The 22,673-nt window shown below is 62.0% G+C and carries 21 protein-coding genes and 2 tRNA genes; 16 read left to right on the top strand and 7 right to left on the bottom strand.

What is annotated here, in order from left to right:
- Positions 1–5: 5 nt before the first annotated feature.
- The 5 genes from AC1DYQ_RS04625 (at position 6) to AC1DYQ_RS04605 (ending at position 5,753) form a co-directional block, all read left to right on the top strand.
- Entirely contained in the window at positions 6–1,526 is a 1,521-nt protein-coding gene (locus AC1DYQ_RS04625) for a 3-hydroxyacyl-CoA dehydrogenase (protein WP_477685761.1), read from the top strand.
- Positions 1,527–1,686: 160 nt separating this feature from the next.
- Positions 1,687–2,466: an oxepin-CoA hydrolase, alternative type gene (locus AC1DYQ_RS04620; protein ID WP_477685760.1), complete on the top strand. Its 780-nt coding sequence runs from the start codon at positions 1,687–1,689 to the stop codon at positions 2,464–2,466.
- Positions 2,467–2,605: 139 nt separating this feature from the next.
- Positions 2,606–3,331 carry a Crp/Fnr family transcriptional regulator gene (locus AC1DYQ_RS04615; protein WP_457280750.1) on the top strand — a complete coding sequence of 242 codons (726 nt, stop codon included), beginning with the start codon at positions 2,606–2,608 and terminating at the stop codon, positions 3,329–3,331.
- A gap of 21 nt (positions 3,332–3,352) precedes the next feature.
- Positions 3,353–4,444 (top strand): phosphotransferase, encoded by a 1,092-nt coding sequence (locus AC1DYQ_RS04610; RefSeq protein ID WP_477685759.1) that lies wholly within the window; start codon positions 3,353–3,355, stop codon positions 4,442–4,444.
- Between the two features lie 49 nt (positions 4,445–4,493).
- Positions 4,494–5,753: an acyl-CoA dehydrogenase family protein gene (locus AC1DYQ_RS04605; protein WP_477685758.1), complete on the top strand. Its 1,260-nt coding sequence runs from the start codon at positions 4,494–4,496 to the stop codon at positions 5,751–5,753.
- Between the two features lie 88 nt (positions 5,754–5,841).
- Here the strand turns inward: AC1DYQ_RS04605 and AC1DYQ_RS04600 are convergent, their stop codons facing one another.
- Positions 5,842–6,528, bottom strand: coding sequence for a hypothetical protein (locus tag AC1DYQ_RS04600; protein WP_477685757.1), 687 nt, complete (start codon positions 6,526–6,528; stop codon positions 5,842–5,844).
- Positions 6,529–6,584: 56 nt separating this feature from the next.
- Between AC1DYQ_RS04600 and AC1DYQ_RS04595 the strand changes: the two genes are divergently transcribed.
- Entirely contained in the window at positions 6,585–7,289 is a 705-nt protein-coding gene (locus AC1DYQ_RS04595) for a glutathione binding-like protein (protein WP_477685756.1), read from the top strand.
- 312 nt (positions 7,290–7,601) lie between these two features.
- Here AC1DYQ_RS04595 and AC1DYQ_RS04590 read toward each other — a convergent pair.
- Positions 7,602–7,678: transfer RNA gene (locus AC1DYQ_RS04590), tRNA-Arg, on the bottom strand.
- A gap of 241 nt (positions 7,679–7,919) precedes the next feature.
- Here AC1DYQ_RS04590 and AC1DYQ_RS04585 point away from each other — a divergent pair.
- Positions 7,920–8,363, top strand: coding sequence for a response regulator (locus AC1DYQ_RS04585; protein ID WP_477685755.1), 444 nt, complete (start codon positions 7,920–7,922; stop codon positions 8,361–8,363).
- A gap of 116 nt (positions 8,364–8,479) precedes the next feature.
- Here AC1DYQ_RS04585 and AC1DYQ_RS04580 read toward each other — a convergent pair.
- Positions 8,480–8,556: transfer RNA gene (locus tag AC1DYQ_RS04580), tRNA-Pro, on the bottom strand.
- 153 nt (positions 8,557–8,709) lie between these two features.
- Here AC1DYQ_RS04580 and AC1DYQ_RS04575 point away from each other — a divergent pair.
- Positions 8,710–9,096 (top strand): DUF488 domain-containing protein, encoded by a 387-nt coding sequence (locus AC1DYQ_RS04575; protein WP_477685754.1) that lies wholly within the window; start codon positions 8,710–8,712, stop codon positions 9,094–9,096.
- Positions 9,097–9,201: 105 nt separating this feature from the next.
- On the opposite strand, the gene boxB is transcribed toward AC1DYQ_RS04575, so the two are convergent.
- The 3 genes from boxB to AC1DYQ_RS04560 all read right to left on the bottom strand — a co-directional run bounded on the left by boxB (position 9,202) and on the right by AC1DYQ_RS04560 (position 13,368).
- On the bottom strand, positions 9,202–10,626 hold the full coding sequence (gene boxB, locus AC1DYQ_RS04570; protein WP_477685753.1) for a benzoyl-CoA 2,3-epoxidase subunit BoxB: 1,425 nt from the start codon (positions 10,624–10,626) through the stop codon (positions 9,202–9,204).
- A gap of 128 nt (positions 10,627–10,754) precedes the next feature.
- Complete coding sequence (boxC, locus tag AC1DYQ_RS04565) at positions 10,755–12,449, bottom strand: 2,3-epoxybenzoyl-CoA dihydrolase (RefSeq protein WP_477685867.1); 1,695 nt, start codon at positions 12,447–12,449, stop codon at positions 10,755–10,757.
- Positions 12,450–12,471: 22 nt separating this feature from the next.
- Entirely contained in the window at positions 12,472–13,368 is an 897-nt protein-coding gene (locus AC1DYQ_RS04560) for a helix-turn-helix transcriptional regulator (protein ID WP_477685752.1), read from the bottom strand.
- Positions 13,369–13,502: 134 nt separating this feature from the next.
- On the opposite strand from AC1DYQ_RS04560, the gene AC1DYQ_RS04555 reads away from it, so the two are divergent.
- The 8 genes from AC1DYQ_RS04555 to AC1DYQ_RS04520 all read left to right on the top strand — a co-directional run bounded on the left by AC1DYQ_RS04555 (position 13,503) and on the right by AC1DYQ_RS04520 (position 21,614).
- On the top strand, positions 13,503–13,994 hold the full coding sequence (locus tag AC1DYQ_RS04555; RefSeq protein ID WP_477685751.1) for a flavodoxin domain-containing protein: 492 nt from the start codon (positions 13,503–13,505) through the stop codon (positions 13,992–13,994).
- A gap of 96 nt (positions 13,995–14,090) precedes the next feature.
- Complete coding sequence (locus AC1DYQ_RS04550) at positions 14,091–15,668, top strand: benzoate-CoA ligase family protein (RefSeq protein WP_477685750.1); 1,578 nt, start codon at positions 14,091–14,093, stop codon at positions 15,666–15,668.
- Between the two features lie 195 nt (positions 15,669–15,863).
- Positions 15,864–17,051 carry an ABC transporter substrate-binding protein gene (locus AC1DYQ_RS04545; protein WP_457280738.1) on the top strand — a complete coding sequence of 396 codons (1,188 nt, stop codon included), beginning with the start codon at positions 15,864–15,866 and terminating at the stop codon, positions 17,049–17,051.
- 182 nt (positions 17,052–17,233) lie between these two features.
- Positions 17,234–17,860, top strand: coding sequence for a LysE family translocator (locus AC1DYQ_RS04540; RefSeq protein WP_477685749.1), 627 nt, complete (start codon positions 17,234–17,236; stop codon positions 17,858–17,860).
- Between the two features lie 222 nt (positions 17,861–18,082).
- On the top strand, positions 18,083–18,946 hold the full coding sequence (locus AC1DYQ_RS04535; protein ID WP_477685748.1) for a branched-chain amino acid ABC transporter permease: 864 nt from the start codon (positions 18,083–18,085) through the stop codon (positions 18,944–18,946).
- A gap of 148 nt (positions 18,947–19,094) precedes the next feature.
- Complete coding sequence (locus AC1DYQ_RS04530; protein WP_477685747.1) at positions 19,095–20,117, top strand: branched-chain amino acid ABC transporter permease; 1,023 nt, start codon at positions 19,095–19,097, stop codon at positions 20,115–20,117.
- Positions 20,110–20,859 (top strand): ABC transporter ATP-binding protein, encoded by a 750-nt coding sequence (locus AC1DYQ_RS04525; protein ID WP_477685746.1) that lies wholly within the window; start codon positions 20,110–20,112, stop codon positions 20,857–20,859. The genes AC1DYQ_RS04530 and AC1DYQ_RS04525 overlap by 8 nt, the downstream gene beginning before the upstream one ends.
- Entirely contained in the window at positions 20,859–21,614 is a 756-nt protein-coding gene (locus tag AC1DYQ_RS04520; protein ID WP_477685745.1) for an ABC transporter ATP-binding protein, read from the top strand. The genes AC1DYQ_RS04525 and AC1DYQ_RS04520 overlap by 1 nt, the downstream gene beginning before the upstream one ends.
- Before the next feature lie 116 nt (positions 21,615–21,730).
- Here the strand turns inward: AC1DYQ_RS04520 and AC1DYQ_RS04515 are convergent, their stop codons facing one another.
- The gene (locus AC1DYQ_RS04515; protein ID WP_477685744.1) at positions 21,731–22,576 is read right to left on the bottom strand and encodes an IclR family transcriptional regulator domain-containing protein; all 846 of its coding nucleotides are present in this window, start codon (positions 22,574–22,576) and stop codon (positions 21,731–21,733) included.
- Between the last annotated feature and the right edge of the window lie 97 nt (positions 22,577–22,673).

Below are 22,673 nucleotides of genomic sequence, written 5' to 3'. Positions count from 1 at the left end.
CAGGCATGGAAGTAAATTACACGAATGTGGGAATAGTTGGCACCGGCGCCATGGGGCGCGGCATTGCGCAGATCGCCGTGCAGGCCGGCAGCACCGTCAGGCTGATGGACGCGCAGGCAGGCGCCGCGGAAAAAGCGCGCGAAGCCCTCTGCACCCAATGGGACAAGCTCGTGGAAAAAGGCCGCATCGACGCGGCCGCGGCAGCCGGGCACAAAGACCGGCTTGTGCTGGCCGCCACCCTCACTGACCTCGCGGCCTGCGACCTCATCATCGAAGCCATCGTGGAGCGGCTGGAGGTCAAGAAAGCCCTGTTCGCCGAACTCGAGACACTGGTACCTGTGCACACCGTGCTGGCCAGCAATACCTCCTCGCTGTCCATAACGGCCATCGCCGCAAACCTGAAGCACCCCGAACGCCTGGCCGGTTACCATTTCTTCAACCCCGTTCCGCTGATGAAAGTGGTGGAGGTCATCGCCGGCCTGAAGACTAGCCCCGCCGTGTGCGAGGGCCTCAGCCAATACGCCCGGCAAATGGGCCACACACCCGTGCAGGCGCAAGACACGCCCGGCTTCATCGTCAACCACGCCGGCCGAGGCTACGGCACCGAAGCGCTGCGCATCGTCAGCGAAGGCGTCGCCGACTTCGCCACCATAGACCGCATCCTGCGCGACCAGGCCGGCTTCAAGCTGGGCCCTTTCGAGCTGATGGACCTGACCGGGCTCGACGTCTCCCATCCCGTGATGGAGTCAATCTACCACCAGTATTACGAAGAAGCTCGCTACCGTCCCAATGTGATCACGGCGCAGCGCCTGGCCGGCGGCGTGCTGGGCCGCAAGACCGGTGAAGGCTTTTATCGTTACACCGACGGCGCCATGCAGGTGCCGCCCGAGCCGGCCGTCCCTGATGTGACCGAACTCCCGCCGGTATGGGTGTCGCCGCGTGCTTCACGCCGCTCGGAGCTGTTGCAGCTGCTCAAAAACCTGGGCGCCAAAATCGAGACCGGCGCCTCCGCATCGCCACAGGCCCTGATGCTGGTGGCGCCCCTTGGCTTTGACATCACCACCGTCGCCGTCGTGGAGCGGCTGGACCCGGCCCGCACCGTGGGCATCGACATGCTGATCGACGACGCAGCCACCAGGCGGCGCGTGCTGGCCACCAACCCGGCCACCCGCACCGACATGCGCGACGCCGCCCATGCCCTCTTCGCCCGCGACGGCAAAGCAGTCAGCGTGATCCGCGACAGCGGCGGCTTTGTCACCCAGCGCGTGGTGGCCACCATCGTCAACATCGCCAGCGACATTTGCCAGCAAGGCATTTGCAGCCCGAAAGACCTTGAGACGGCTGTGACGCTGGGCCTGGGTTATCCCTTGGGCCCGCTGGCCATGGGTGACCGCTATGGCCCCACCAATGTGCTGGAAGTGTTGTTCAACATGCAGACCGTGTACGGCGACCAACGCTACCGCCCTTCCCCCTGGCTGCGGCGGCGCGGCGCCATTGGCCTTAGCCTGTTACACCAGGAGGAATAGCACCCCCTTCGGATGCTCACTTCGTGTAGCACCTTCCCCCCTCGAGGGGGCGGCGCCTGCGGCCTGGCGAAGCCAGTTCCGCGGCCCCCACTGGCAAGGGGATCTGTACGGGGACTTGGTCCCTGCCTATTTCTTATTTCGATGCATTGGAAAAACTAGCATGGCAGGCGCAATCAAAGGTACGAGCGAGGGTCAGACCCTTATCCTGACGATCAGCAACCCCGAGTTCAAGAACGCGCTCGGCCCCGACATTTACGCCGCGGGCATTGAGGCGCTGAATGCCGCTGAAAACAACCCCGACATCCGCAGTGTGGTGATCACCGGCGAAGGTGCCATGTTTTGCGCAGGGGGCAACCTGCAGCGCCTGGAGGCCAACCGCCGCGAGGCGCCGGAGGTGCAAGCCCAGAGCATTGAAGGCCTGCACAACTGGATTGACTCGATCCGGACTTATCCCAAGCCGGTGATCGCCGCCGTGGAAGGTGCTGCCGCCGGTGCAGGTTTTTCACTGGTGCTGGCCTGCGATTTCGTCGTTGCAGCGGACAACGCTGTGTTCGTGATGTCTTACAGCACTGTGGCGCTCTCACCCGACGGTGGCGGCAGCTGGGCCCTGGCGCGTGCCTTGCCGCGTGCGCTGGCCAGCGAATTGCTGATGGCCGGCGAACGCATAGGCGCGCGCCGGTTGCATGATCTTGGCCTGGTGAACCGCGTTGCGGCCCCGGGCGAGGCCTTGGCCCAGGCGCTTGAACTGGCCGAAAACCTGAATGCGCGCGCACCCAACGCGCTGGCCAGCATCAAGGAACTCATCAACGACGCAGCCGGCAGCACGCTGACCGAGCAACTCACCCACGAACGTGATCACTTCGTACGCAACCTGCACGACGCCAATGCAGGTGAAGGCATAGACGCCTTCCTGAACAAGCGCACGCCGCACTACCGCTAGGCGGCAGGCAGCCAGTCGCGGGCTGCCCAACCGACAATCCAGGCCTCCGGCCGGGCGACACCCATGCGACAGCCCGCTGGCGCCGGGCGGGTCCCTCAAGCGACAATGGTCGTCTTGTTAGTCACTCAAAAGACAGACCATGGACGATCCCATTCTTACGATAGAGGAACGAGAGGCCATCAACAACGGCCGCTGGTTTTCATCCCTGTCCCCATCACTGAGGCACGACATACTTCGATGCGCCTACGTCAAACGCTACAAAGACGGCGAACTCATCAGCGCCCGCGGCGATGTGCCGGAAGAATGGATCTCCTGCGCGCGCGGCGCCATCCGTGTCAGTTCGACCTCGATTTCGGGCAAGCAGGTCACGCTGACCTATGTGGAGCCGGGCCTTTGGGTCGGCGATGTAGCGATCTTCGACGGCGAGCGGCGCACGCACGACTCCTATGCCCATGGCGAAACCACCTTGCTGTGCGTCTCGCGCGCCGACCTGCGCAAGATTCTGAGCCAGCACGTCGAGCTGTACGAAGCCCTGCTGCGCCTGCATGCGCGGCGCATACGGCAGCTCTTCGGCCTGGTGGAAGACCTCAACACCCTGCCCTTGCGGGCTCGGCTGGCCAAGCAACTGCTGCACCTGGTGCGCAGCTACGGTGTGCCCAGCCTGGCGGACAGCGGCGAGGTGCGAATCGGCCTGCAGCTGGCACAAGAGGAATTGGCGCAACTGCTGGGCGCCTCGCGCCAGCGTGTCAACCAGGAGCTCAAGTCCATGGAGCGCGAAGAAGCCATCCGGATCGAGCCGGGTGGCCTGGTGGTGCGCAACCGCGCAACCCTGATGCGCATCTCTGAAGCTGAAATTGACAAATAAACAGAGACAACACGTTTGAGCATGAGCAATTTCGATCACTTTGTCGGTACACGGGCTGTTTCGGGTGCGCACGCTTTTGATCTCGAAGCCCTTGCCGCTTATCTCGACAAGCACCTGCCTGGCTTCCAGGGCCCGCTGACCGCGGAAATCTTCAAAGGCGGCCAGTCCAATCCGACCTACAAGCTGATCACGCCCACCGCTTCTTATGTGATGCGCGCCAAGCCGGGACCGGTGGCCAAATTGCTGCCGTCGGCCCATGCGGTGGAACGCGAATTCAAGGTCATGCAGGGGCTGCAGGGTACCGACGTGCCGGTGCCCAGGATGTATTGCCTCTGCGAAGACGAATCCGTGATCGGCCGCGCTTTCTATGTGATGGAATTCGTCGAAGGCCGCGTGCTGTGGGACCAGTCACTTCCGGGCATGACCAACGCCCAGCGCGGTGAGATCTACGACGAGATGAACCGCGTGGTCGCCGCACTGCACAAGGTGAAGTTTGCCGAGCGGGGCCTGGCCGACTACGGCAAGCCCGGCAACTACTTTGAGCGCCAGATCGGCCGCTGGAGCAAGCAGTACGCCGCCTCCATCACCCAGCCCATCGCCGAGATGGACAGCCTGATGCAGTGGCTGCCGGCCAACATTCCGGCCAGCGCGCGCGACGAAAACATGGTCTCCGTCGTGCATGGTGATTTCCGGCTAGACAACCTGCTCTTTCACCTCACCGAGCCGCGTGTGCTGGCCGTGCTTGACTGGGAGCTCTCCACCCTGGGCCACCCGCTGGCCGACTTCAGCTACCACTGCATGGCCTGGCACATCCCGCCGGGGGCCTTCCGCGGTATCGGCGGGCTCGACGTGGTCAGCCTGGGAATTCCCACCGAATCCGACTACATCCGCCTTTACTGCGCGCGTACCGGGCTGGCCACGCCCGAGGCGCTCAAGGCCGACTGGAACTTCTACATGGCCTACAACCTGTTTCGCATCGCGGCCATTCTGCAAGGCATTGCCAAGCGCGTCGAGGCCGGCACGGCCTCCAGCGCCCAGGCCGTCAGCTCGGCCGCCGGCGCGCCGCTGCTGGCGAAGATGGCATGGGGCTTTGCCCTGAAAAACCAGGGCTGAACGACCGCTGCCTCACAACAACATCGCCTCACATCTTTCTGGAGATTTCATGGACTTCAACTACACCCCAAAAGTACAGGAACTGCGGGCGCGCCTGCTCAAGTTCATGGACGAGTATGTTTACCCCAATGAGGCCCGCTTTTTCCGAGAAATCGCCGAGAACCGCGCCAAGGGCAATGCCTGGATCCCGACCAAACTCGTAGAAGAGCTCAAACCCAAGGCGCGAGCCGCCGGCCTGTGGAACCTGTTTTTGCCGCACTCGCCGCGCGCGCCTGAAGGTTTGTCCAACCTCGAATACGCGCCGCTGTGCGAGATCATGGGACGCGTGCCTTTCGCGGCCGAGGTGTTCAATTGCTCGGCGCCCGACACCGGCAACATGGAAACCATCGCCCGCTACGGCTCCGAAGCCAACAAGGACCAGTGGCTGGATCCGCTGCTCAAGGGCGAGATCCGTTCTGCCTTCCTGATGACCGAGCCGGAAGTCGCTTCGTCCGACGCCACCAACATCCAGTGCCGCATCGAGCGCGACGGCGACGACTACGTCCTCAACGGCCTCAAGTGGTGGTCATCCGGCGCGGGCGATCCGCGCTGTGCCATCTACATTGTCATGGGCAAAACCAACCCCGACGCCGGCCGCCACGAGCAGCAATCCATGATCCTGGTGCCCGCAAACACGCCCGGCATCAAAGTCATCCGCCCGCTGTCGGTCTTCGGCTACGACGACGCCCCGCACGGCCACATGGAAGTGCGCCTGACCAACGTGCGCGTGCCCGCCGCCAATTTGATGCTGGGCGAAGGCCGTGGTTTCGAAATTGCCCAGGGGCGCCTCGGTCCCGGACGCATTCACCACTGCATGCGCAGCATAGGCATTGCCGAGCGCGCACTGGAGCTGATGTGCAAACGCCTCAATACCCGCGTCGCCTTCGGCAAACCGATTGCCAGCCAATCGGTCTGGCACGAACGCATCGCCGAGGCCCGCTGCATGATCGAGCAGGCCCGCCTGCTGACGCTCAAGGCGGCCTACATGATGGACACCGTTGGGAACAAGGTTGCCAAGGCCGAGATTGCGATGATCAAGGTGGTGGCTCCCAACATGGCCTGCCAGATCATCGACTGGGCCATCCAGGCCCACGGCGGCGGCGGCGTGTCGGACGACTTCCCGCTGGCCTATGCCTACGCCAGCCAGCGCACCCTGCGCCTGGCCGACGGCCCGGACGAGGTGCATCGAGCTTCCCTGGCCAAGCTTGAGCTGGCCAAGCACTTGCTGATGCCCGGCGAAGTCGAGATGCCCATCACGCGTGGCGGCTGACGCGCCCAAATTTTGCTATTAAATCAATAGCTGCTCGCGCTCGCCCTATATGGCTAAAGTGCCAATTTCACCCTGAAAAATGGCCTCATCAGAGCGTGATGTCGTTGGACAGGCCTGCAATGGCCGATTCGCAAGCGCTCGTGAAAATGTGGGCCGCATGTTCCAGCGTCGGCATGTCGGCGGGGGTGTATTGCATGCGCAGGTAAGCCTTGCCGCGCAGAATCATCAGGATAAAAGGCACTCGCGCATCTGGTGACGGCTCTGGCCAGTTCATCAGCAAGTCGACCAGGTGGGTGTCCAGCCAGGCCTGCGCATGCACACGCTGGTCTGCCATGACTGCGTAGCGCTGCCAGAACGGCTTGGGCAGGCTTTCCCAACCTACTTCCGAATACATGGCCAGCCAGCGCACCTCTTCCGGCATGCTCAGGTCTGCGGTGGTCTGCAGGGTGTCGGTATAGGCTTGGTAAGCACGTTTTTCAAGTGAATCCTTCAGAGCCCGATTCATGACCAGCACCGTGACGTCGTCGTTAACCTTGATCTCACCGCGGGCGCGGAGTTCTTCGCCGCGGATGTAGTCGCGCGAGGCCCGGCCACGCTCCATCTTCCAGGGTTTGCCACTCACGGAACCTTTCAGGGCAAAACCCTTGCCTTCCCCCAGGCCGGTATAAGAAAAGCCGCGGGTACCGGCCCACTCGGACACGGCATCGTCGGAGGCGCTGGCGTCGCCCGCATCCCCCTTACCCCCGACAAAGACTTTCTTCAACCGCTCAAACATGGTTTTGGCTTTTCTCTTAAAGTGCAGCAACCTCATGTTAGTCCAAGGAAGCGCCAATGATCAATGTTTACTCCTGGCCCACACCGAACGGCCACAAGGTCCACATCATGCTGGAAGAATGCGGACTGCAGCTGGACCGGGACTGGCGAGCGATTCCAGTCAATATCGGCACCGGCGACCAGTTCAAGCCCGAATTTCTGGCCATCAGCCCGAATAACAAGATTCCTGCGCTGGTTGACCCGGTCGGCCCCGACGGCAAGCCGTTCTCCGTGTTTGAATCCGGCGCCATCCTGCTGTACCTGGCCGCAAAAACCGGCCAGTTTTTGCCAAAAAGCGACCGCCTCAAATTCCAGGTGCTGCAGTGGCTGATGTTCCAGATGGGCGGCGTCGGCCCCATGATTGGACAGACCCACCATTTCCGGCAGTACGCGCCGGAGAAAATCGACTACGCCATCAACCGCTACACGAATGAAACGAAGCGGCTTTACGGCGTGATGGACAAGCAGCTTTCCACCCACAAGTTCATCGCCTGCGATGAATACACCATCGCCGACATTGCCATCTTCCCCTGGCTGCGCAACTGGCAAAACCACGGCATCGACTGGGCCGATTACCCTCACCTCAAGAAATGGTTTGACCTGATCAGCGACCGCCCCGCCGTGCAACGCGGCGTCAAAGTGCTGGCCGATCTGCGCAGACCCATCACCGACGACAAGGCGCGGGAAATCCTGTTTGGCAAGACGCAGTACGAAAAACGTTGAGCCCAAGGGCGATCCAGTAACCGGAGCGTTGTCGGAGTGTTGTCTCCCGATTTGGGATCAGATCGCGTAGCGAGAACGCGTCAGCAAGTCCGAGCCGCACCGGAAGAACCGGAACGTACTTCAGGTACGTGAGGATAAAAGCGCATCGGGCTGAAGCCCAGACAAGAAAAGCGGCCGATAGCAAGCGTAGCGAGAGCCCGTCAGCAAAGCCAAACCGTACCGCAGCGACCGGAACGTACCTCCGGGTACGTGAGGATCGCGAGGAACGTATTGGCTTTGATCACGGGTCCGCAGTAGCTTGAAGCGGTCGATTGGCCTGCCCGGAGGGGATCGAACCCCCGACCCTCAGCTTAGAAGGCTGATGCTCTATCCAACTGAGCTACGGGCAGTCTGTATGTGTGTGTCAGCGCGGCGAAGCCGCAAACTTGTGAACTGCAGGATTCAGTTCGTCGCGAATCATACCTTCAAACGCCTGCCGGACACCCCGGGCAACAGGGTCGGACATGTCCGGCACGCGGTGATTCGGACTCAGTGGTTTGTTGTGGTTCTCACACACCGCAATGACTCACCTATGGCTGGCTCCCTGTCAGGGGTATATTGTCTACACGAAAGAAACGCAAAGGCACGCACATGACCCGACCAATCCTGCTGCTGGTGGAAGACAACCCTGCCCATGTCGAGCTCACCATGGTGACGTTGCAGGAAAACGGCGCGGACCATGAAATCATCGTTGCCCGCGACGGCACGGAAGCCCTTGAATACCTTTTCTGCGAAGGTGCTTACAGCAACCGGCTCAACGACCATCCGCCCGAACTCGTCATGCTGGACCTGAATTTGCCCGGCCTCAGCGGGCTGGAAGTCATGCAGCGCATGCGGGCCGACCCCCGCACCTTCTTTGTACCCGTCATCCTCCTGACGTCCGAATCCAAATACTCCCCGGTGGTGAAAGAACTCCAGGGCGGGCTTAACAGCTACGTGCGCAAGCCGCTGCACTTTCGGGATTTTCAGGAAAAACTGGAACAGGTGCGCGAATACTGGCGCACATCCAACTTTGGGTCCTTGCTCAAGCCCTGAAAACGCCGCCGTTGGCGGGCCTGAGGTCCTGAGGACTGCCAAGGCCGGACTGGCGAGACGCCTCCGCAAACAGGCATGAAAAAGCCCACATAGGTGGGCTTTTTGCTTGAAATTTTTGGTCGGAGTACAAGGATTCGAACCTTGGACCCCCTGGTCCCAAACCAGGTGCGCTACCAGACTGCGCCACACTCCGACAAGTCCAAGATTATAGCCCGAACTTGGCTCACTTTCACGCGCGGTCCCAACTTTCTCCACGCTACGGGGGCCAGCACGCTCCATAAGGCTGGCAGTACCGCGGGCGCTTCCAAACAAAGCCTGCCAAAATCGCACCCCAAAGGAGACTGCCATGGCCATCAAGATCGTGAGGCTGGGTACGACGCGCACCGCTGGCGAGGGACTGCGTATAGGCACAGTACGCAGGCCACCGCGCGGCGTGCCAAAAACGGAATTTGCATCCGGCAACTGGTATGACATCTGGTATCCCAGCCTGGCGCCCAGCGTTGAGACCATGAAATTGGGCCAATCAGTTGAATCCGACAAGGACTGGGCCGCCTTCAGCAAAAAGTACCGGGCCGAAATGAATGAACCCGATCCCAGCCGCAACCTGGACCTGCTGGCGGCGCTATCACACCAGACGAATTTCGCGATGGGTTGCTACTGCGAGAACGAGGCGCGCTGCCATCGTTCGCTACTGCGGGACCTCCTCAAGGAGCGCGGCGGCAGTATTGGTTAGCCCCACGGTTGCTCACTGCGTGTAGCGCCCTGCCCCCGAGGGGCCGCTGCGCCTGCGGTCTGGCAAAGCCAGTCCCGCGGCCCCGACTTGGCTTAAATCGCCTCCTTAGAGTTTGACGTATTCGTATTCGAGCGGGTTGGCATTGATGCCACGGTCCGGCGGCGCGATCCAGGCCGCCATCTTGCCGGGCTCGGTCACGCGGTTCATCAGGCTTTTGACAAATGCCGTGTCGGCCGGCGTGGGCAGCCACTGGTCTTTTTTCGCTTCGAAATCGGCGGCGCTGATCGGGTTGCCCTGCGGGTCGGTGAAATTACCGGCCCAGGCGCCGACCGCGCGGCGAAAACGTGTGGACGGCAGGGTCAACTCAAAATCCACACCCGCGCGCTTGATGCCCATGTTCCAGCGCGTCACGCCGACATTGCAATCCTTGACGTATTCCAGGCGCGTGATTTCGTTCATGCCGTTGCGGGTCGAAATCGTCTCGTTTTTGAGACCGCCCTGCCCGTTCGGCACCACGATGCTCATCTCGGTTTCCAGCTCAACGTGGTCGGCGAACTTGGCTTCGTCCGGCCGGCCCTTGATGCCGTTGCTGAAGTAGTTGGCGGCGTTGGACGACGCTTCCGAGCCGAACAGGTCCAACGACGACGTGAACCAGAAGTTCATGAATTTCTGCACCGTGGGCAGGTCAATTACGCCGGCTTTTCGCAGCGTGGCGACATCGTCGGTGTCCAGCTCTTTCATCACCTCCAGCGTGCGCTTGATGACACGGCCAACGCCGGTCTCGCCCACGAACATGTGGTGGGCTTCCTCGGTCAGCATGAAACGCGTGGTGCGGGCCAGCGGGTCAAAGGCGGATTCGGCGAATGACTTGAGCTGGAACTTCCCGTCACGATCAGTGAAGTAGGTGAACATGAAGAAGGACAACCAGTTGTCCATGGGCTCATTGAAGGTGCCCAGGATGCGCGGCTTGTCGGCATCGCCGCTGTGGCGCATCAAGAGCTCTTCTGCTTCTTCGCGGCCATCACGGCCGAAGTGCGCGTGCAGCAAATACACCATGGCCCAAAGGTGGCGGCCTTCCTCGACGTTGACCTGAAACAGGTTGCGGAGGTCATACAGCGAAGGCGCGGTGTGGCCCAGCAGGCGCTGCTGCTCCACGGACGCTGGCTCGGTGTCGCCCTGCGTCACGATCAGGCGGCGGAAGGTGGAGCGGTATTCGCCAGGCACGTCCTGCCAGACCTCTTCACCCATGTGGTCGCCAAAGCCAATCTTGCGGCCCTCTTCCTTGTCAGCCAAAAAGATGCCCCAGCGGTAGTCGGGCATGGGCGTGTAGCCGTAGCTGGCCCAGCCTGATGCATCCACGCCGACGGCGGTGCGCAAATAAACTTCCTTGGCCTTGAAGTCGCTGGGGCCCATCTCGTCCCACCAGTTCAGGAAGGCGGGTTGCCAGTGCTCGAGCGCGCGCTGGAGCTGGCGGTTTTCACCGAGGTGGACGTTGTTGGGGATGAGGGCTTGCAGATCTATTGAGCTCATGGCGTTCTTCCATCAAATAAGTTGCGAGGCGGCAGCAGCAATGTCAGTACCAGTGCCAGCGCGGAACCGGCTTTGCCGGGCCGCAGGTGGCGCCCCCTGGGGGGAGGCGCCGCAGGCGCTTCGGGGGGTTACACCCTCTTCCAATCGAACTTGGCCTTCTTGCCGGTGCCGAAAAGTTTCAAGGCGCCGTCTTCACCCACCGCATTGGGCCGAATGAATATCCAGTTCTGCCAGGCCGAGAGGCGGCCGAAAATGCGTGTCTCCATCGTCTCTTTTCCCGGAAAGCGCAGCGAGGCTTCCATGCCAGTCATGGCGTCTGGCGAGAGCGAAGCGCGCTCTTCCAGCATGATGCGGATCTCGTCTTCCCAGTCAATGTCGTCGGGGGTCAAGGTGACGAGGCCCAGCGCCAGCGCCTGATCAGCGCGCAGCGGGCTGTCGCCGAGTTTTTGCAACTGTGCAATGGTGGCATCGTCTTCGCAGAATCGGGTCTGCAGGCGCGTCAGGCCATTGACGGCGGGGAACCAGCCGAAGTTGGCCGGACTCAGTTGCAGCGCAGGCGCGGCGTCTGGTGAATCGGGCAAGTCCAGCATGTAGATGCGGTCGCAGGCCAGGGCCAGTTCGTAGAAAGTGCCGGCAAAGCACGAACCCGCATCGACCAGCGCAATCAGCGAACGGCTGGTGACGTCCAGGCGCGCCAGCGTGCGGCGCAGCGCGCCCGTGGTTTCCTTCACCAGCCAGTGGTCTTTCAGCTTGGCCAGCGTTTCGTCCATGCGGATCACCTGGCCGGCATCGCCTGTGGTCTTGATGACCCAGGTGCCGACTTCCAGCTCGTTGGTGCGCAAGTTGAGGATGGCGTCATCCAGTTCACGCTGCAATCTCAGCGGGTACCAGTTGGCGCCTGCGGCCTCAATGGCGTCGGGCGTGGACTCAATGGCCGCAGCAGGCGCCTTGACGGTAATGGTGGCAATGCGCTTTTCACGGTCGACCTGCGCATCAACCAGGCTGTAGTGGTAGCCGGCATCGTCAATGACGGCCTTCAGCGGGGTGAGTTCAATGCCTTTTGCGGCTGCAGCCCTTGTGGACTGTGCGCGAAGCGCTTCAATTTCTGTAGCAAGCAGGTCGCCAAACTGCTGCGGCTTGGCATGCGCGTCAATCAGCTTCCAGTCCTTGGCGCGGTCGGCGCGCACGCCTTCGCTGGTCGTGCAGAAGATGTCTGCCAGGTCGCGGCGCACCTTGCGCTTGTCAGTCACGCGGGTCAGGCCACCGGTGCCGGGCAACACGCCGAGCAAGGGCACTTCGGGCAGGCTGACGGTGGAAGAACGGTCGTCCACCATGATGATGCGGTCGCAGGCCAGGGCCAGCTCGTAGCCGCCGCCGGCACAGGCGCCGGTCACCGAGGCAATCGCCTTGAGGCCGTCATGGCGCGAGGAGTCTTCCAGGCCGTTGCGGGTTTCGTTGGTGAACTTGCAGAAGTTGACTTTCCAGCCGTGGGTCGACAGGCCCAGCATGTAGATGTTGGCGCCCGAGCACCAGATCTTTTCCTTGCCCGACTCGAAAACCACCACCTTGACGGCCGGGTGCTCAAAGCGCACGCGATTGATTGCATCGTGCAGTTCGATGTCCACGCCCAGGTCGTAGCTGTTGAGCTTGAGCTTGTAGCCGGGCTTGATGCCGCCGTCTTCGTTGATGTCCAGCTTCAGGTGCGCGACGTCGTCCTCCACGCTCAGCGTCCAATGCTGGTATTTGCTGGGGTGGGTGGAGAAACTCACGAGCTCGCGCTCCTGGCCCTCGATGACCTGTTTGAATAAAAGCGGTTCTGTCATGGCGTTCATGGGTGTCTCCGGTTTAGGCCCGTTCAGCGGTGCCGCTGACGGTTGTTTTGGGAACGGCGCGTTCCAGGTCTTTCAGGCTTTGTTTCAGTGTGCGCGCAGCGGTATCAACCACGGCGTCGGCGCGGGCATAAAGCGCCTCGCGACTCGAAAGGATGCGGCGGATGTCTTCCATCGCCTCGTCGGTCGCGCCGCGGGTTGTGTCGAAAGGCCGCATGTCGCCCTGGGCCACCACGCGGGCCATGTGTTCTTCGGGACTGGCTTTAAGCCAGACGCAGTAAAAACGGCTTTGCAGCAAATCGAAGGTTTCGCGCTCGCTCACGATGCTGCCACCCGTGGTCATGACGACACCGTCCGGGTGGTCTTCGGCGATGCGGAACAGCGCGCGGCGCTCATAGCGCCGGTAGCCGGCCTGTCCGTGCAGCAGCAAAATTTCGTTCATGCTGGTGCCGGCTTCGCGTTCAATCTCGCGATCCAGCTCGATAAAAGGCACACCACGCTCGGCCGCCAGCTGGCTGCCCAAGGTGGACTTGCCGGCGCCGCGCAGGCCGATCAGCGCTACCCGCTGCTCGCGGCCCAGTGAGTCGCTGAGGCCGAAGGTGCTGCCAAGCAGGCTGTAGGCCTGGTCAAGCTGGGTGTCGTCCAGCCGCGTCAACAGGCCCTGCACACGGGCCAAAGCCGGCCGCGGCGCGTCCTGCAGCAGCTCGAGAATGGAGATGTTCAGCGCGCGGGCCGCAGCTTCCAGGGAATTGATCGAAACGTTGCCCTTGCCGGTTTCCACATCGGCCAGAAAGCGTTCGCTCAGGCCAGAGTCCGACGCCAGCTGTTTGCGCGTCATGCCCCGGCGCGCGCGCCAGGCACGAACGCGGGCGCCCAGTTCACTGAGCGTGGCTTTCGATTCCTGTTCTGACATGATTTCCAAGAAGCACCTGTGTAAAAAGTCGCCCTTTCAGGGCTTTGCCAGTTGCATTTCGTCTAAATTGCAGTATACTTCAGGTTAAATTGATGTCAAGCAGTTTATTGCATCTTTTATTTGGAGACTTCTTGATGAAACTCAAAATCCTTGTAGGTACCATGACCAGTACCGCCGACTATGTGGCACAGGCCATCCAGATGGATTGCGCAGACCTGGTCAACGACATTGAAGTCGAACTGATGGACAACCTGGACATCAGCGTCTTCGACGCCTCAAAGGCAGAAGATGCACTTTATCTCATCTGCAGTTCCACCTACGGCTCCGGCGATGTGCCCGACAACGCCCGCGCCCTCTATGAATCATTGAGCGCCAACCCGCAGTTCCTTGGCCATGTGCGCTACGGCGTCATCGCGCTCGGCGACCGCACCTACATGCAGACCTTCTGCTTCGGCGGCAAGAAGTTTGACGAACGCCTGACCGACCTGGGCGCCCAGCGCATCGGCGATATCTGGTGCCACGACGCCAGCAGCGGCACCATGCCCGAGACAGAAGGTACCGAGTGGTGCCGCCAGTGGCTCACCGGCGCACTGCAGACGCTGGGTGCCAGCCCGGCCACCGCTTGATCTGCATCATGAATTTATAAGAAATCGGCCCGTAGCGCTTGATGTGCGTGCGCAAGCAGCTACCAAAATAATAGCAAGAGACATCTGGAGACAAGCATGCAAGCAAGCACCGCAGACCATTCGGCAAGCCCGCCACGGGTAACCATTCCGCGCAATTACAACGCCGCGCACGACCTGCTGCAGCGCAATGCCGGCCGTGCGGGCAAGGCCGCCTTCATCGATGCCACCACCGGCGAGGCGCTGACTTACGGCGAACTCACCGACCAGGCCCACCGTTTTGCCAACGCCTTGCGCGCCCAGGGGGTTGCCCCTGAAAGCCGTGTGCTGCTCGCCATGCTGGACACGCCGCAATGGCCCGTCGCCTTCCTCGGCTGCATTCTTGCGGGTGTGGTGCCCGTGGCGGCCAACACCCTGCTCACCCCTCCCGACTTCGAGTTCATGCTGCGCGACTCGCGGGCGCAGGGCCTTATCGTCTCCAGCGCCCTGCTTCCGGCCTTTGAGCCACTGCTGGAAAAAATCGACACGCTGAAAACCGTGATCGTCGCCGGCATTGAAGAGTCCCCGTCATATCCAACGCTGGCCGGCGTCCTGCTTGCGCAACCAGCTACCAAAACCATAGCAGACACCTGCGCCGATGGCGTCTGCTTCTGGCTTTACTCCAGCGGCTCGACCGGTGCACCCAAAGGCACCGTTCACCTGCACAGCCACCTGATCCAGACGGCCGAGCTGTATGGCCGCGGCGTGTTGGGCATCCGGGATGACGACGTGGTGTATTCCGCCGCCAAGCTCTTTTTTGCCTACGGCCTGGGCAACGCGCTGACTTTTCCCATGAGCGTGGGTGCCACCACGGTGTTGCTGCCCGCGCGGCCCACGCCCGCTGACGTGTTCGCCTTGCTCAAAAAATACCAGCCCACGATTTTTTATGGCGTACCCACTTTGTATGCGGCCCTGCTGGCCGATCCGGCCCGGCCGGCGAAGTCCGAGTTGCGCCTGCGCGTGTGCACCAGCGCCGGCGAAGCCCTGCCCGCTGAAATCGGCAAAAAATGGACCGCGCAGTACGGCTGTGAAATCCTGGACGGCATCGGCTCCACCGAGATGCTGCATATCTTTCTAAGCAACCGTCCCGGCCAGGTGCGCTACGGCACGACCGGCCAGGCCGTGCCGGGTTACGGGCTGCGCATCATCGGCGACGACGGGCGTGAATGCGCTGACGGAGAAATCGGAGAGCTGCAAATCAGCGGGCCCAGCGCGGCCATCATGTACTGGAACAACCGCGCCAAGACCAAAGCAACCTTCGCCGGCGAATGGACCAAGAGCGGCGACAAATACACCCGCGACACTGACGGCTACTACACCTACGGCGGACGCAGTGACGACATGCTCAAGGTCGGCGGCATTTACGTCTCGCCGTTTGAAGTCGAAGCCTGCCTGATGACGCACGCCGCCGTGCTGGAAGTGGCGGTGATAGGCGTGGCCGACGCCGACGAACTCGTCAAGCCCAAGGCCTATGTGGTGCTCAAGGCCGGGCAGGCCGCCACCGTGGACGAACTGAAGGCCCATGTGAAGCTGCAGCTTGCACCTTACAAATACCCGCGCTGGATTGAATTTGTGAACGAGCTGCCCAAGACGGCCACCGGCAAGATCCAGCGCTTCAAGCTGCGCCAGCCGCACTGACATGGAAAACCCCGGGAAGCTGGCATCCGGAAAATACCCTGCGCCGGAGGGTCAGAAAATGCGCGAATCGGGCACGGGTATTGCTTTAGACATAAACAATTTAATCTTCAATCTCGGGTTTTACACTAGGGCTGCATACACAACGCACGCTTACTATTCGTCTCACTGTCTTCAGTCTCAACCAGGAGCTATTCCATGACTTCACGCCGACTTGTATTGACCCGCAGTGCTGCCGTTATCGGTGCCGCTTCCACCGGCCTCTTGCTGCCCGAAATCGTGCGTGCGCAGTCCGCCAAGGTGCGTGTGGGTTTCATGCTGCCCTATACCGGCACCTTCGCCCAGCTCGGCGTCGCCATTGAAAACGGCTTTCGCATGGCCATCAACGAACAGGGCGGCAAACTCGGCGGCCGCGAAATCGAATACTTCAAGGTCGACGACGAGTCCGAACCTTCCAAAGGCATTGAAAACGCCAACAAACTGGTGCAGCGCGACAAGGTCGACGTACTCGTCGGCACGGTGCACTCGGGCGTGCAGATGGGCATCCAGAAAGTCGCCCGCGACTCCGGCGTGCTGAGCCTGATCCCCAACGCCGGCGTGCACGCCGCCACGCGCAGCCTGTGCGCGCCCAATGTGTTCCGCACGTCCTTCACCAACTCGCAGCCCACGCGCGCGCTGGGCAAGGCCATGGTCGACCGCGGCCACAAAAAAGCTGTGTGGATCACCTGGAAATACGCCGCAGGCGACGAGGCCTTTGAAGGCTTCAAGGAAAGCTATACCGCCGCGGGCGGCACCATCGTCAAGGAGCTCGGCCTGCCCTTCCCGCAAGTCGAATTCCAGGCCTTGCTGACCGAGATCGCCGCGCTCAAGCCTGATGCCGTGGCCTGCTTCTTCGCCGGCGGCGGCGCGGCCAAATTCATCAAGGACTACGCCGCCTCGGGCCTGAAGGAAAAGATTCCCCTGTACGGATCCGGCTTCCTGACAGAAGGCGTGCTCGAGGCCGCCGGCCCCGCTGCCAACGGCATCATCACGACCATGCACTACAGCGACTCGCTGCCAACGCAGCGCAATGGCCAGTTCCGCCTGAGCTATGCCAAGACCTTCCGGCTGCAGCCCGACGTCTACGCCGTGCAGGGCTACGACACCGGCCTGCTGCTGATCCAGGGCGCCAACGCGGTGAAGGGTGACCTGAGCAGCAAGCCGGCGCTCTACAAGGCCCTGGAAGGCGCCGTCATCGACAGCCCGCGCGGCAAATGGACCATGAGCCCGTCGCACAACCCTGTGCAGGACATGTACCTGCGCGTGGTCGAGAACAAGGAAAACAAGGTGATTGGTGTGGCAGCCAAGGCGCTGGCCGACTCAGGCGCCGGTTGCAAGATGGCCTGAAGACGTGGCCCCCACGGTCGCTCACTTCGTGTAGCTCCCTGCCCCCCGAGGGGGCCGCCCGCCTGCGGTCTGGCAAAGCCAGTCCCGCGGCTCATGCTGGTATGAAGTCACATGGGCCGCCCCGCCTCATTCTTAGGTAAAACTGGTATGAGGTGTGCTTTCTGTCTTGTAGCATCCTCACCATGACGCTCACTACCTACCTCCTCTACGTCGCAGCTGTCGCGCTGCTCATCCTGACACCTGGCCCGACCATGCTGATGTGCATGACCAATGCGCTGAACCATGGGCCGCGCAAGGCCATGACCTCGGTAGCCGGCAGCGTGGGCGCCGTACTCTGCGTGATGCTGTTGTCAGCCATGGGCCTGGGTGCGCTGCTGGCCGCGTCGGAAACCGCCTTCACCGTGGCCAAAGTCATTGGTGCGGCCTACCTGATTTATCTCGGCGTCAAAACCTTCCGCAGCGAGGCGGCCGTATTCGACGCCACGGCGAAAGAAGCACCGTCGCAGCGCCGCTCCTTCTTTTTGCGCGGCTTTCTCGTAGGTGCCAGCAATCCCAAAGCAGTGCTGTTCTTCGCGGCCTTCTTTCCCCAGTTCCTGAACCCGGCCGCGCCTTTCGTGCCGCAGTTCGCCATACTCGCCCTGACCTTCATGGCCTTTGAGTTCACGGTGCTGACATGCTGCGCGCTGGGCGTGGCGCGCATCGCACCGCTGCTGAGATCCAGCCGGGCCGTGCGCTGGTTTAACCGTGTCTCCGGCGGTTTATTCACCCTGATGGGCAGCCTCTTGTTGTTCACCCGCCGGCATACATGAGCCCCCACGTTCGCTCACTTCGTGTAGCTCTCGAGGCCTTGCAGGCCGCGGCTCGCGAGACGCTTCGCCTCTGTCGTCCGTCCAAGCCTGCGCAGGCAGGCTTGGAGCCGCGGGCTCCAGCCCCTCGGGGGCGCTGCGCCTGCGGCCCGGCGAAGCCGGTTCCGCGGCCCCTGCTGGCTGGCATTACCCTCAATTCACAGTCTCCGAATTTTTGAAACGCACATGGATCTAGCCAACTTCCTCATTCAGTTGCTTAACAGCGTCCAGTACGGCCTGCTGCTGTTCATGCTGGCCGCCGGCTTGACGCTGATCTTCGGCATCATGGGTGTGGTCAACCTGGCCCACGGCAGCTTCTACATGCTGGGCGCCTACTTGGCCTGGTCGCTCAGCACGCTGACAGGCAGCCTCACGCTGGCCATTTTGCTGGGTGCGGTGCTGTCGGTCGCCTTCGGCCTGGCTTTGGAGTGGTTGCTGTTCAGGCACTTCTACCAGCGCGACCATCTGGACCAGGTGTTGCTGACCTTCGGCCTGATCTATATCTTTGAAGAAGTGCGCTCCATCCTCTGGGGCGACGATGTCCATGGCGTGACGATTCCCGACTTGCTGGGCGCCTCGATTCCGCTTACCGACAACCTCTCCTACCCCGTCTACCGCCTCTTTATGTCGGGTGTTTGCATCGCGCTGGCACTGGGCCTTTATTTCATGATCTCCAAAACCCGCCTGGGCATGAAGATACGCGCCGGCGCCTTTAACCGCGACATGGCCGAATCGCTGGGCATCAACATCAAGCTGATTCACGCCGTGGTGTTCGCGCTGGGCGTGGGCCTGGCCGCAGTGGCCGGCATGATCGCCGCACCCGTGGCCAGCGTGTATCCAAATATGGGCTCACAGGTCCTCATCATGTGTTTTGTGGTGGTGGTCATTGGCGGTATCGGCTCGGTGCGCGGTGCGCTGATCTCGGCCCTGCTGGTCGGCCTGGTCGACACCATTGGCAAGGTGCTGCTGCCTTCGATGGCGGGCATGCTGGTTTATATGTTGATGGCTGCTGTCCTTTTGTGGAAACCAGAAGGACTCTTTAAACAATGAATTCCATGGCCCCCACGCTTGTCACTTCGTGTACTGCGCTGCCCCCCGAGGGGGCGCTGCGCCTGCGGCCCGGCAAAGCCGGTTCCGCGGCCCCGGCCTGGAGGGGAAAAGCCTCCACACATCCAGTTCAGTTATCGGCTAAAGCGCTATGAGTTCAGCCAAAGCAAATCTCGAAATCCTGCCGCGCGGTGTGCAGGTGGCGCTTGGGCTGGGTCTGATCGCACTCGTCGCCTTCCCTTTCGTCGGCACCGACTTCTACACCCAGATGGTCACGCGCATGATGATCATGGCGATTTTTGCCATGAGCCTGGATCTGCTGCAGGGTGTGACCGGTCTGGTGTCGCTGGGCCATGCAGCCTACTTCGGCCTGGCAGGTTATGCGCTGGCCTTTTTGACACCCGCGGGCGAGCCTGTCAGCCTGTGGTGGACTTTGCCTGTGGCCGTGGCGGCCTCGGGCCTCGCCGCACTCATCATCGGTTTTTTCGTCGTGCGCACACACGGCATCTACTTCATCATGGTCACCATGGCGTTTGCGCAGATGGTGTTCTACCTCTTCTTCGACAACAAGGTGCTGGGCGGCTCCGACGGGCTGTACATCAACTTCAAGCCCAGCGCAGCCATCTTCGGCTGGGTGCCCTTCGACCTCGACAAGAAAGTCACGCTCTACTACTTCACGCTCGCGGCCGTGCTGCTGGTTTACGCCTTCTTGCGCCGCCTGCTCTGGAGCCCCTTCGGCCGCACGCTGGCCGGCATACGCGTCAACGAGCACCGCATGCGCGCCATGGGCTTTGGCACCTTCGGCTACAAGCTCTCGGCCTTCACGCTGGCCGGCGCGCTGGCGGGCCTGGCCGGTTACCTGTGGGGTGCGCAAACGGGCTACATCAACCCCGAGCTCATGGGCTTTCACATGAGCGCACATGCGATCATGATGGTCATTTTGGGCGGCATGGGCAATTTTGCCGGCGCCATCGTCGGCGCGTTCGCCTTTGAATATTTGCTGCACGTCTTCAAGGACTTGCCGCAAATCGGCAGTGTCAACCTGGGCAAGCACTGGCAGCTGTGGATGGGCCTTTTCATCGTGCTGCTGGTCACGTTTGCGCCGCGCGGCATCCTGGGCCTGGTCGAAAAATTCACCCAGCGCAAAGACAAGGCGGAGGTTGGCCATGAGTGAGCTACTCCTCAGTGCAAAAAATCTCACCAAACGCTTTGGTGGTCTTGCGGCTGTCAATGATGTCTCTATTGATCTCTGGCGCAACCACATTCACGCCGTCATCGGCCCCAACGGCGCCGGCAAATCCACGCTGACCAACCTGCTCTCCGGCGACTTGCCGCCGACCTCGGGTACGGTCACGCTGGGCGACCATGACATCACCGGGTGGACGCCTGAAAAGATCTCGGGCAAGGGCCTGGGCCGCAGCTACCAGAAGACCAATATCTTTTTGCCCTTCAGCGTCTGGGAAAACGTCCGGCTGGCGTCACAGTCGCGTGCGCCGCATGCCGCGCACTGGCTCAAGCGCGCCACGAACTTCGCGGCAGTCAACACCCGCGCCGAAGAAGCGCTGGAACTGGCCGGCCTGCAACACCGCAAGCACAGCATCGCCGGCACCATCAGCCACGGTGAGCAACGCCAGCTTGAGATCGCGATGACGCTGGCCACCGAGCCGCAGGTGCTGCTGCTCGACGAGCCGCTGGCCGGCATGGGCGTGGCCGAGGCCGAGCGCATGGTCGCCCTGCTGCTGGCGATCAAGAAAAACCACGGTATTTTGCTCGTCGAGCACGACATGGACGCGGTGTTCACGCTGGCCGACAAGCTCACGGTGATGGTTAACGGCCAGGTGATTGCCAGCGGCACGCCCGCGCAAATCCGCGCTGACGCAGGCGTGCAGGCAGCGTATTTAGGCGAGGAGCATTGATGAACGCCCCCGAAAAAAAAATCGACATCCTGATCGGCGCTCAGGACATCAACACCTACTACGGTGCCAGCCATGTATTGCGCGGCATTGACTTTCACGTTGCGCGCGGTGAGACCATAGGCCTCATGGGCCGCAACGGCATGGGCAAGAGCACGCTGCTCAAAAGCATCATGGGCCTCGTCAAACCACGCTCGGGCTCGGTCGCCATCAACGGCAGGCCCATGACGGGCGCCCCACCCTACGAAATTGCCCGTCTCGGCATCGCCTATGTCCCCGAAGGCCGCGGCATCTTCGGCAACCTCAGCGTGACCGAGAACCTCAAGATGGCAGCGCGCGCCGGCAGGCCAGGAAGCGCCGCAGACGGCGTGGGCCGCAGAAACGACTGGACCTACGAGCGCGTTCTGGAGACCTTTCCGCGCCTGAAAGAACGCCTGAACCACGGCGGGCAGCAGCTTTCGGGCGGCGAGCAGCAAATGCTGACGATCGGCCGCGCGCTGATGACCAACCCTGACGTGCTGATCCTCGACGAAGCCACCGAAGGCCTGGCGCCGCTGATTGCGCGGGACATCTGGCGCATCTGCGGCCTGATTCGCGAAACCGGCATCAGCAGCGTGATCGTCGACAAGAACTGGAAACACGTCACCCAGATCACCGACCGCAATGTCATCCTGGTCAAGGGCCAGGTCGTGTTTGAAGGCAGCTCGGCCGAGCTGCATGCCAGGCCGGAATTGCTGGCCCAGTACCTGGGCGTTTAGGCTGCCGGCGCGCCTGCGCCATGCCGGCAATCGCTATCGTTTTAATAGCTGGTTGCGCCCGTCCCTATTGCCTTCAAGCCTGATTTCTTATTGAAACCAGATGCGGGGTGGACACTCTACAACAGTGACCGCAACTCGCGCGCCGCGTCCAGCAACAGCGGCAGCAGCTCTTTTTGCAGCAGGTCTGCACGCAGCCGCTGCGGCGACGACACCACATTGAGCGCGGCCACCGTGTGCCCCTGCATGTCGCGCAGCGGCACGGCCAGCGCATGCACGCCCAGCTCATGCTCTTCGCTGGCCACGCAGTAATCGTCCAGCCGCACCTGGTCAATAAGGGCGCGAAGTTTGCGTGGATCGGTCGTCGTGTGCAGGGTCAGCCGGGCCAGGTTGCCTGTGTCGGTCCTGGCTTTCAGCCAGGCATTGAACCCGGTTTTTGTTTTGGCCGCCAGCAGCACGCGCCCGGTGGAAGTCGCATGCGCCGGCAGGCGCGCACCGAGGTGCAATCCGTAGGCCAGCACGCGCGCCGGCGCCGCCCTGCCGCTGTCTGCCGGTGACTTCCACTCAAAACCGCTACGGCCAATGATGACAATCTCGTCGCCGTCCAGCACTGCAACGGAAAACGACTCCTGCGTTTGTGCGGCCAGCCGGTTCAGCGCGGGCTGAACAGCGCGCGGCAGACGTGCGGTGGCCAGGTAGCTGCCTGAAAAGCGCAGCACCTTGGCAGCCAGCCAGAAATAACTGCCGTCGGTTTCGAGGTAACCCAGGTGTGTGAGCGTGAGCAGGTGGCGGCGCGCGGCCGCCCGCGTGATGCCCGCGCGTTCCGCCGCCAGCGTGGCGTTCAGGCGCTGGCGCTGCGTGTCAAAACTCTCGAGCACGGCCATGCCTTTGGCCATGCCTTCAATCATGTCGGGCTTGGCGATCGGGAAAGCGCCGGGTTTCGAAACGGTTTTTGAAGTGACCATTGCGCGATCATCGCACAAGTGAGCCGGACATCGTGCAAAGCCGCGGCCACGCGCTGGGCCCGGCGCACGCAGCCGCATAACCTTCTCGCTTGGGGCA

It is taken from the genome of Polaromonas sp. P1_F4, assembly GCF_056405675.1.
Note: the sequence above shows the minus strand (reverse complement) of the source record. Positions and strands in the feature narration are given on the sequence as shown.

Bases quoted from the DNA above. Each gene is read 5' to 3' on its own strand.
- AC1DYQ_RS04625 (WP_477685761.1), top strand. From the start codon at position 6: ATGGAAGTAAATTACACGAATGTGGGAATAGTTGGCACCGGCGCCATG.
- AC1DYQ_RS04620 (WP_477685760.1), top strand. From the start codon at position 1,687: ATGGCAGGCGCAATCAAAGGTACGAGCGAGGGTCAGACCCTTATCCTG.
- AC1DYQ_RS04615 (WP_457280750.1), top strand. From the start codon at position 2,606: ATGGACGATCCCATTCTTACGATAGAGGAACGAGAGGCCATCAACAAC.
- AC1DYQ_RS04610 (WP_477685759.1), top strand. From the start codon at position 3,353: ATGAGCAATTTCGATCACTTTGTCGGTACACGGGCTGTTTCGGGTGCG.
- AC1DYQ_RS04605 (WP_477685758.1), top strand. From the start codon at position 4,494: ATGGACTTCAACTACACCCCAAAAGTACAGGAACTGCGGGCGCGCCTG.
- AC1DYQ_RS04600 (WP_477685757.1), bottom strand. From the start codon at position 6,528: ATGTTTGAGCGGTTGAAGAAAGTCTTTGTCGGGGGTAAGGGGGATGCG.
- AC1DYQ_RS04595 (WP_477685756.1), top strand. From the start codon at position 6,585: ATGATCAATGTTTACTCCTGGCCCACACCGAACGGCCACAAGGTCCAC.
- AC1DYQ_RS04585 (WP_477685755.1), top strand. From the start codon at position 7,920: ATGACCCGACCAATCCTGCTGCTGGTGGAAGACAACCCTGCCCATGTC.
- AC1DYQ_RS04575 (WP_477685754.1), top strand. From the start codon at position 8,710: ATGGCCATCAAGATCGTGAGGCTGGGTACGACGCGCACCGCTGGCGAG.
- boxB (WP_477685753.1), bottom strand. From the start codon at position 10,626: ATGAGCTCAATAGATCTGCAAGCCCTCATCCCCAACAACGTCCACCTC.
- boxC (WP_477685867.1), bottom strand. From the start codon at position 12,449: ATGACAGAACCGCTTTTATTCAAACAGGTCATCGAGGGCCAGGAGCGC.
- AC1DYQ_RS04560 (WP_477685752.1), bottom strand. From the start codon at position 13,368: ATGTCAGAACAGGAATCGAAAGCCACGCTCAGTGAACTGGGCGCCCGC.
- AC1DYQ_RS04555 (WP_477685751.1), top strand. From the start codon at position 13,503: ATGAAACTCAAAATCCTTGTAGGTACCATGACCAGTACCGCCGACTAT.
- AC1DYQ_RS04550 (WP_477685750.1), top strand. From the start codon at position 14,091: ATGCAAGCAAGCACCGCAGACCATTCGGCAAGCCCGCCACGGGTAACC.
- AC1DYQ_RS04545 (WP_457280738.1), top strand. From the start codon at position 15,864: ATGACTTCACGCCGACTTGTATTGACCCGCAGTGCTGCCGTTATCGGT.
- AC1DYQ_RS04540 (WP_477685749.1), top strand. From the start codon at position 17,234: ATGACGCTCACTACCTACCTCCTCTACGTCGCAGCTGTCGCGCTGCTC.
- AC1DYQ_RS04535 (WP_477685748.1), top strand. From the start codon at position 18,083: ATGGATCTAGCCAACTTCCTCATTCAGTTGCTTAACAGCGTCCAGTAC.
- AC1DYQ_RS04530 (WP_477685747.1), top strand. From the start codon at position 19,095: ATGAGTTCAGCCAAAGCAAATCTCGAAATCCTGCCGCGCGGTGTGCAG.
- AC1DYQ_RS04525 (WP_477685746.1), top strand. From the start codon at position 20,110: ATGAGTGAGCTACTCCTCAGTGCAAAAAATCTCACCAAACGCTTTGGT.
- AC1DYQ_RS04520 (WP_477685745.1), top strand. From the start codon at position 20,859: ATGAACGCCCCCGAAAAAAAAATCGACATCCTGATCGGCGCTCAGGAC.
- AC1DYQ_RS04515 (WP_477685744.1), bottom strand. From the start codon at position 22,576: ATGGTCACTTCAAAAACCGTTTCGAAACCCGGCGCTTTCCCGATCGCC.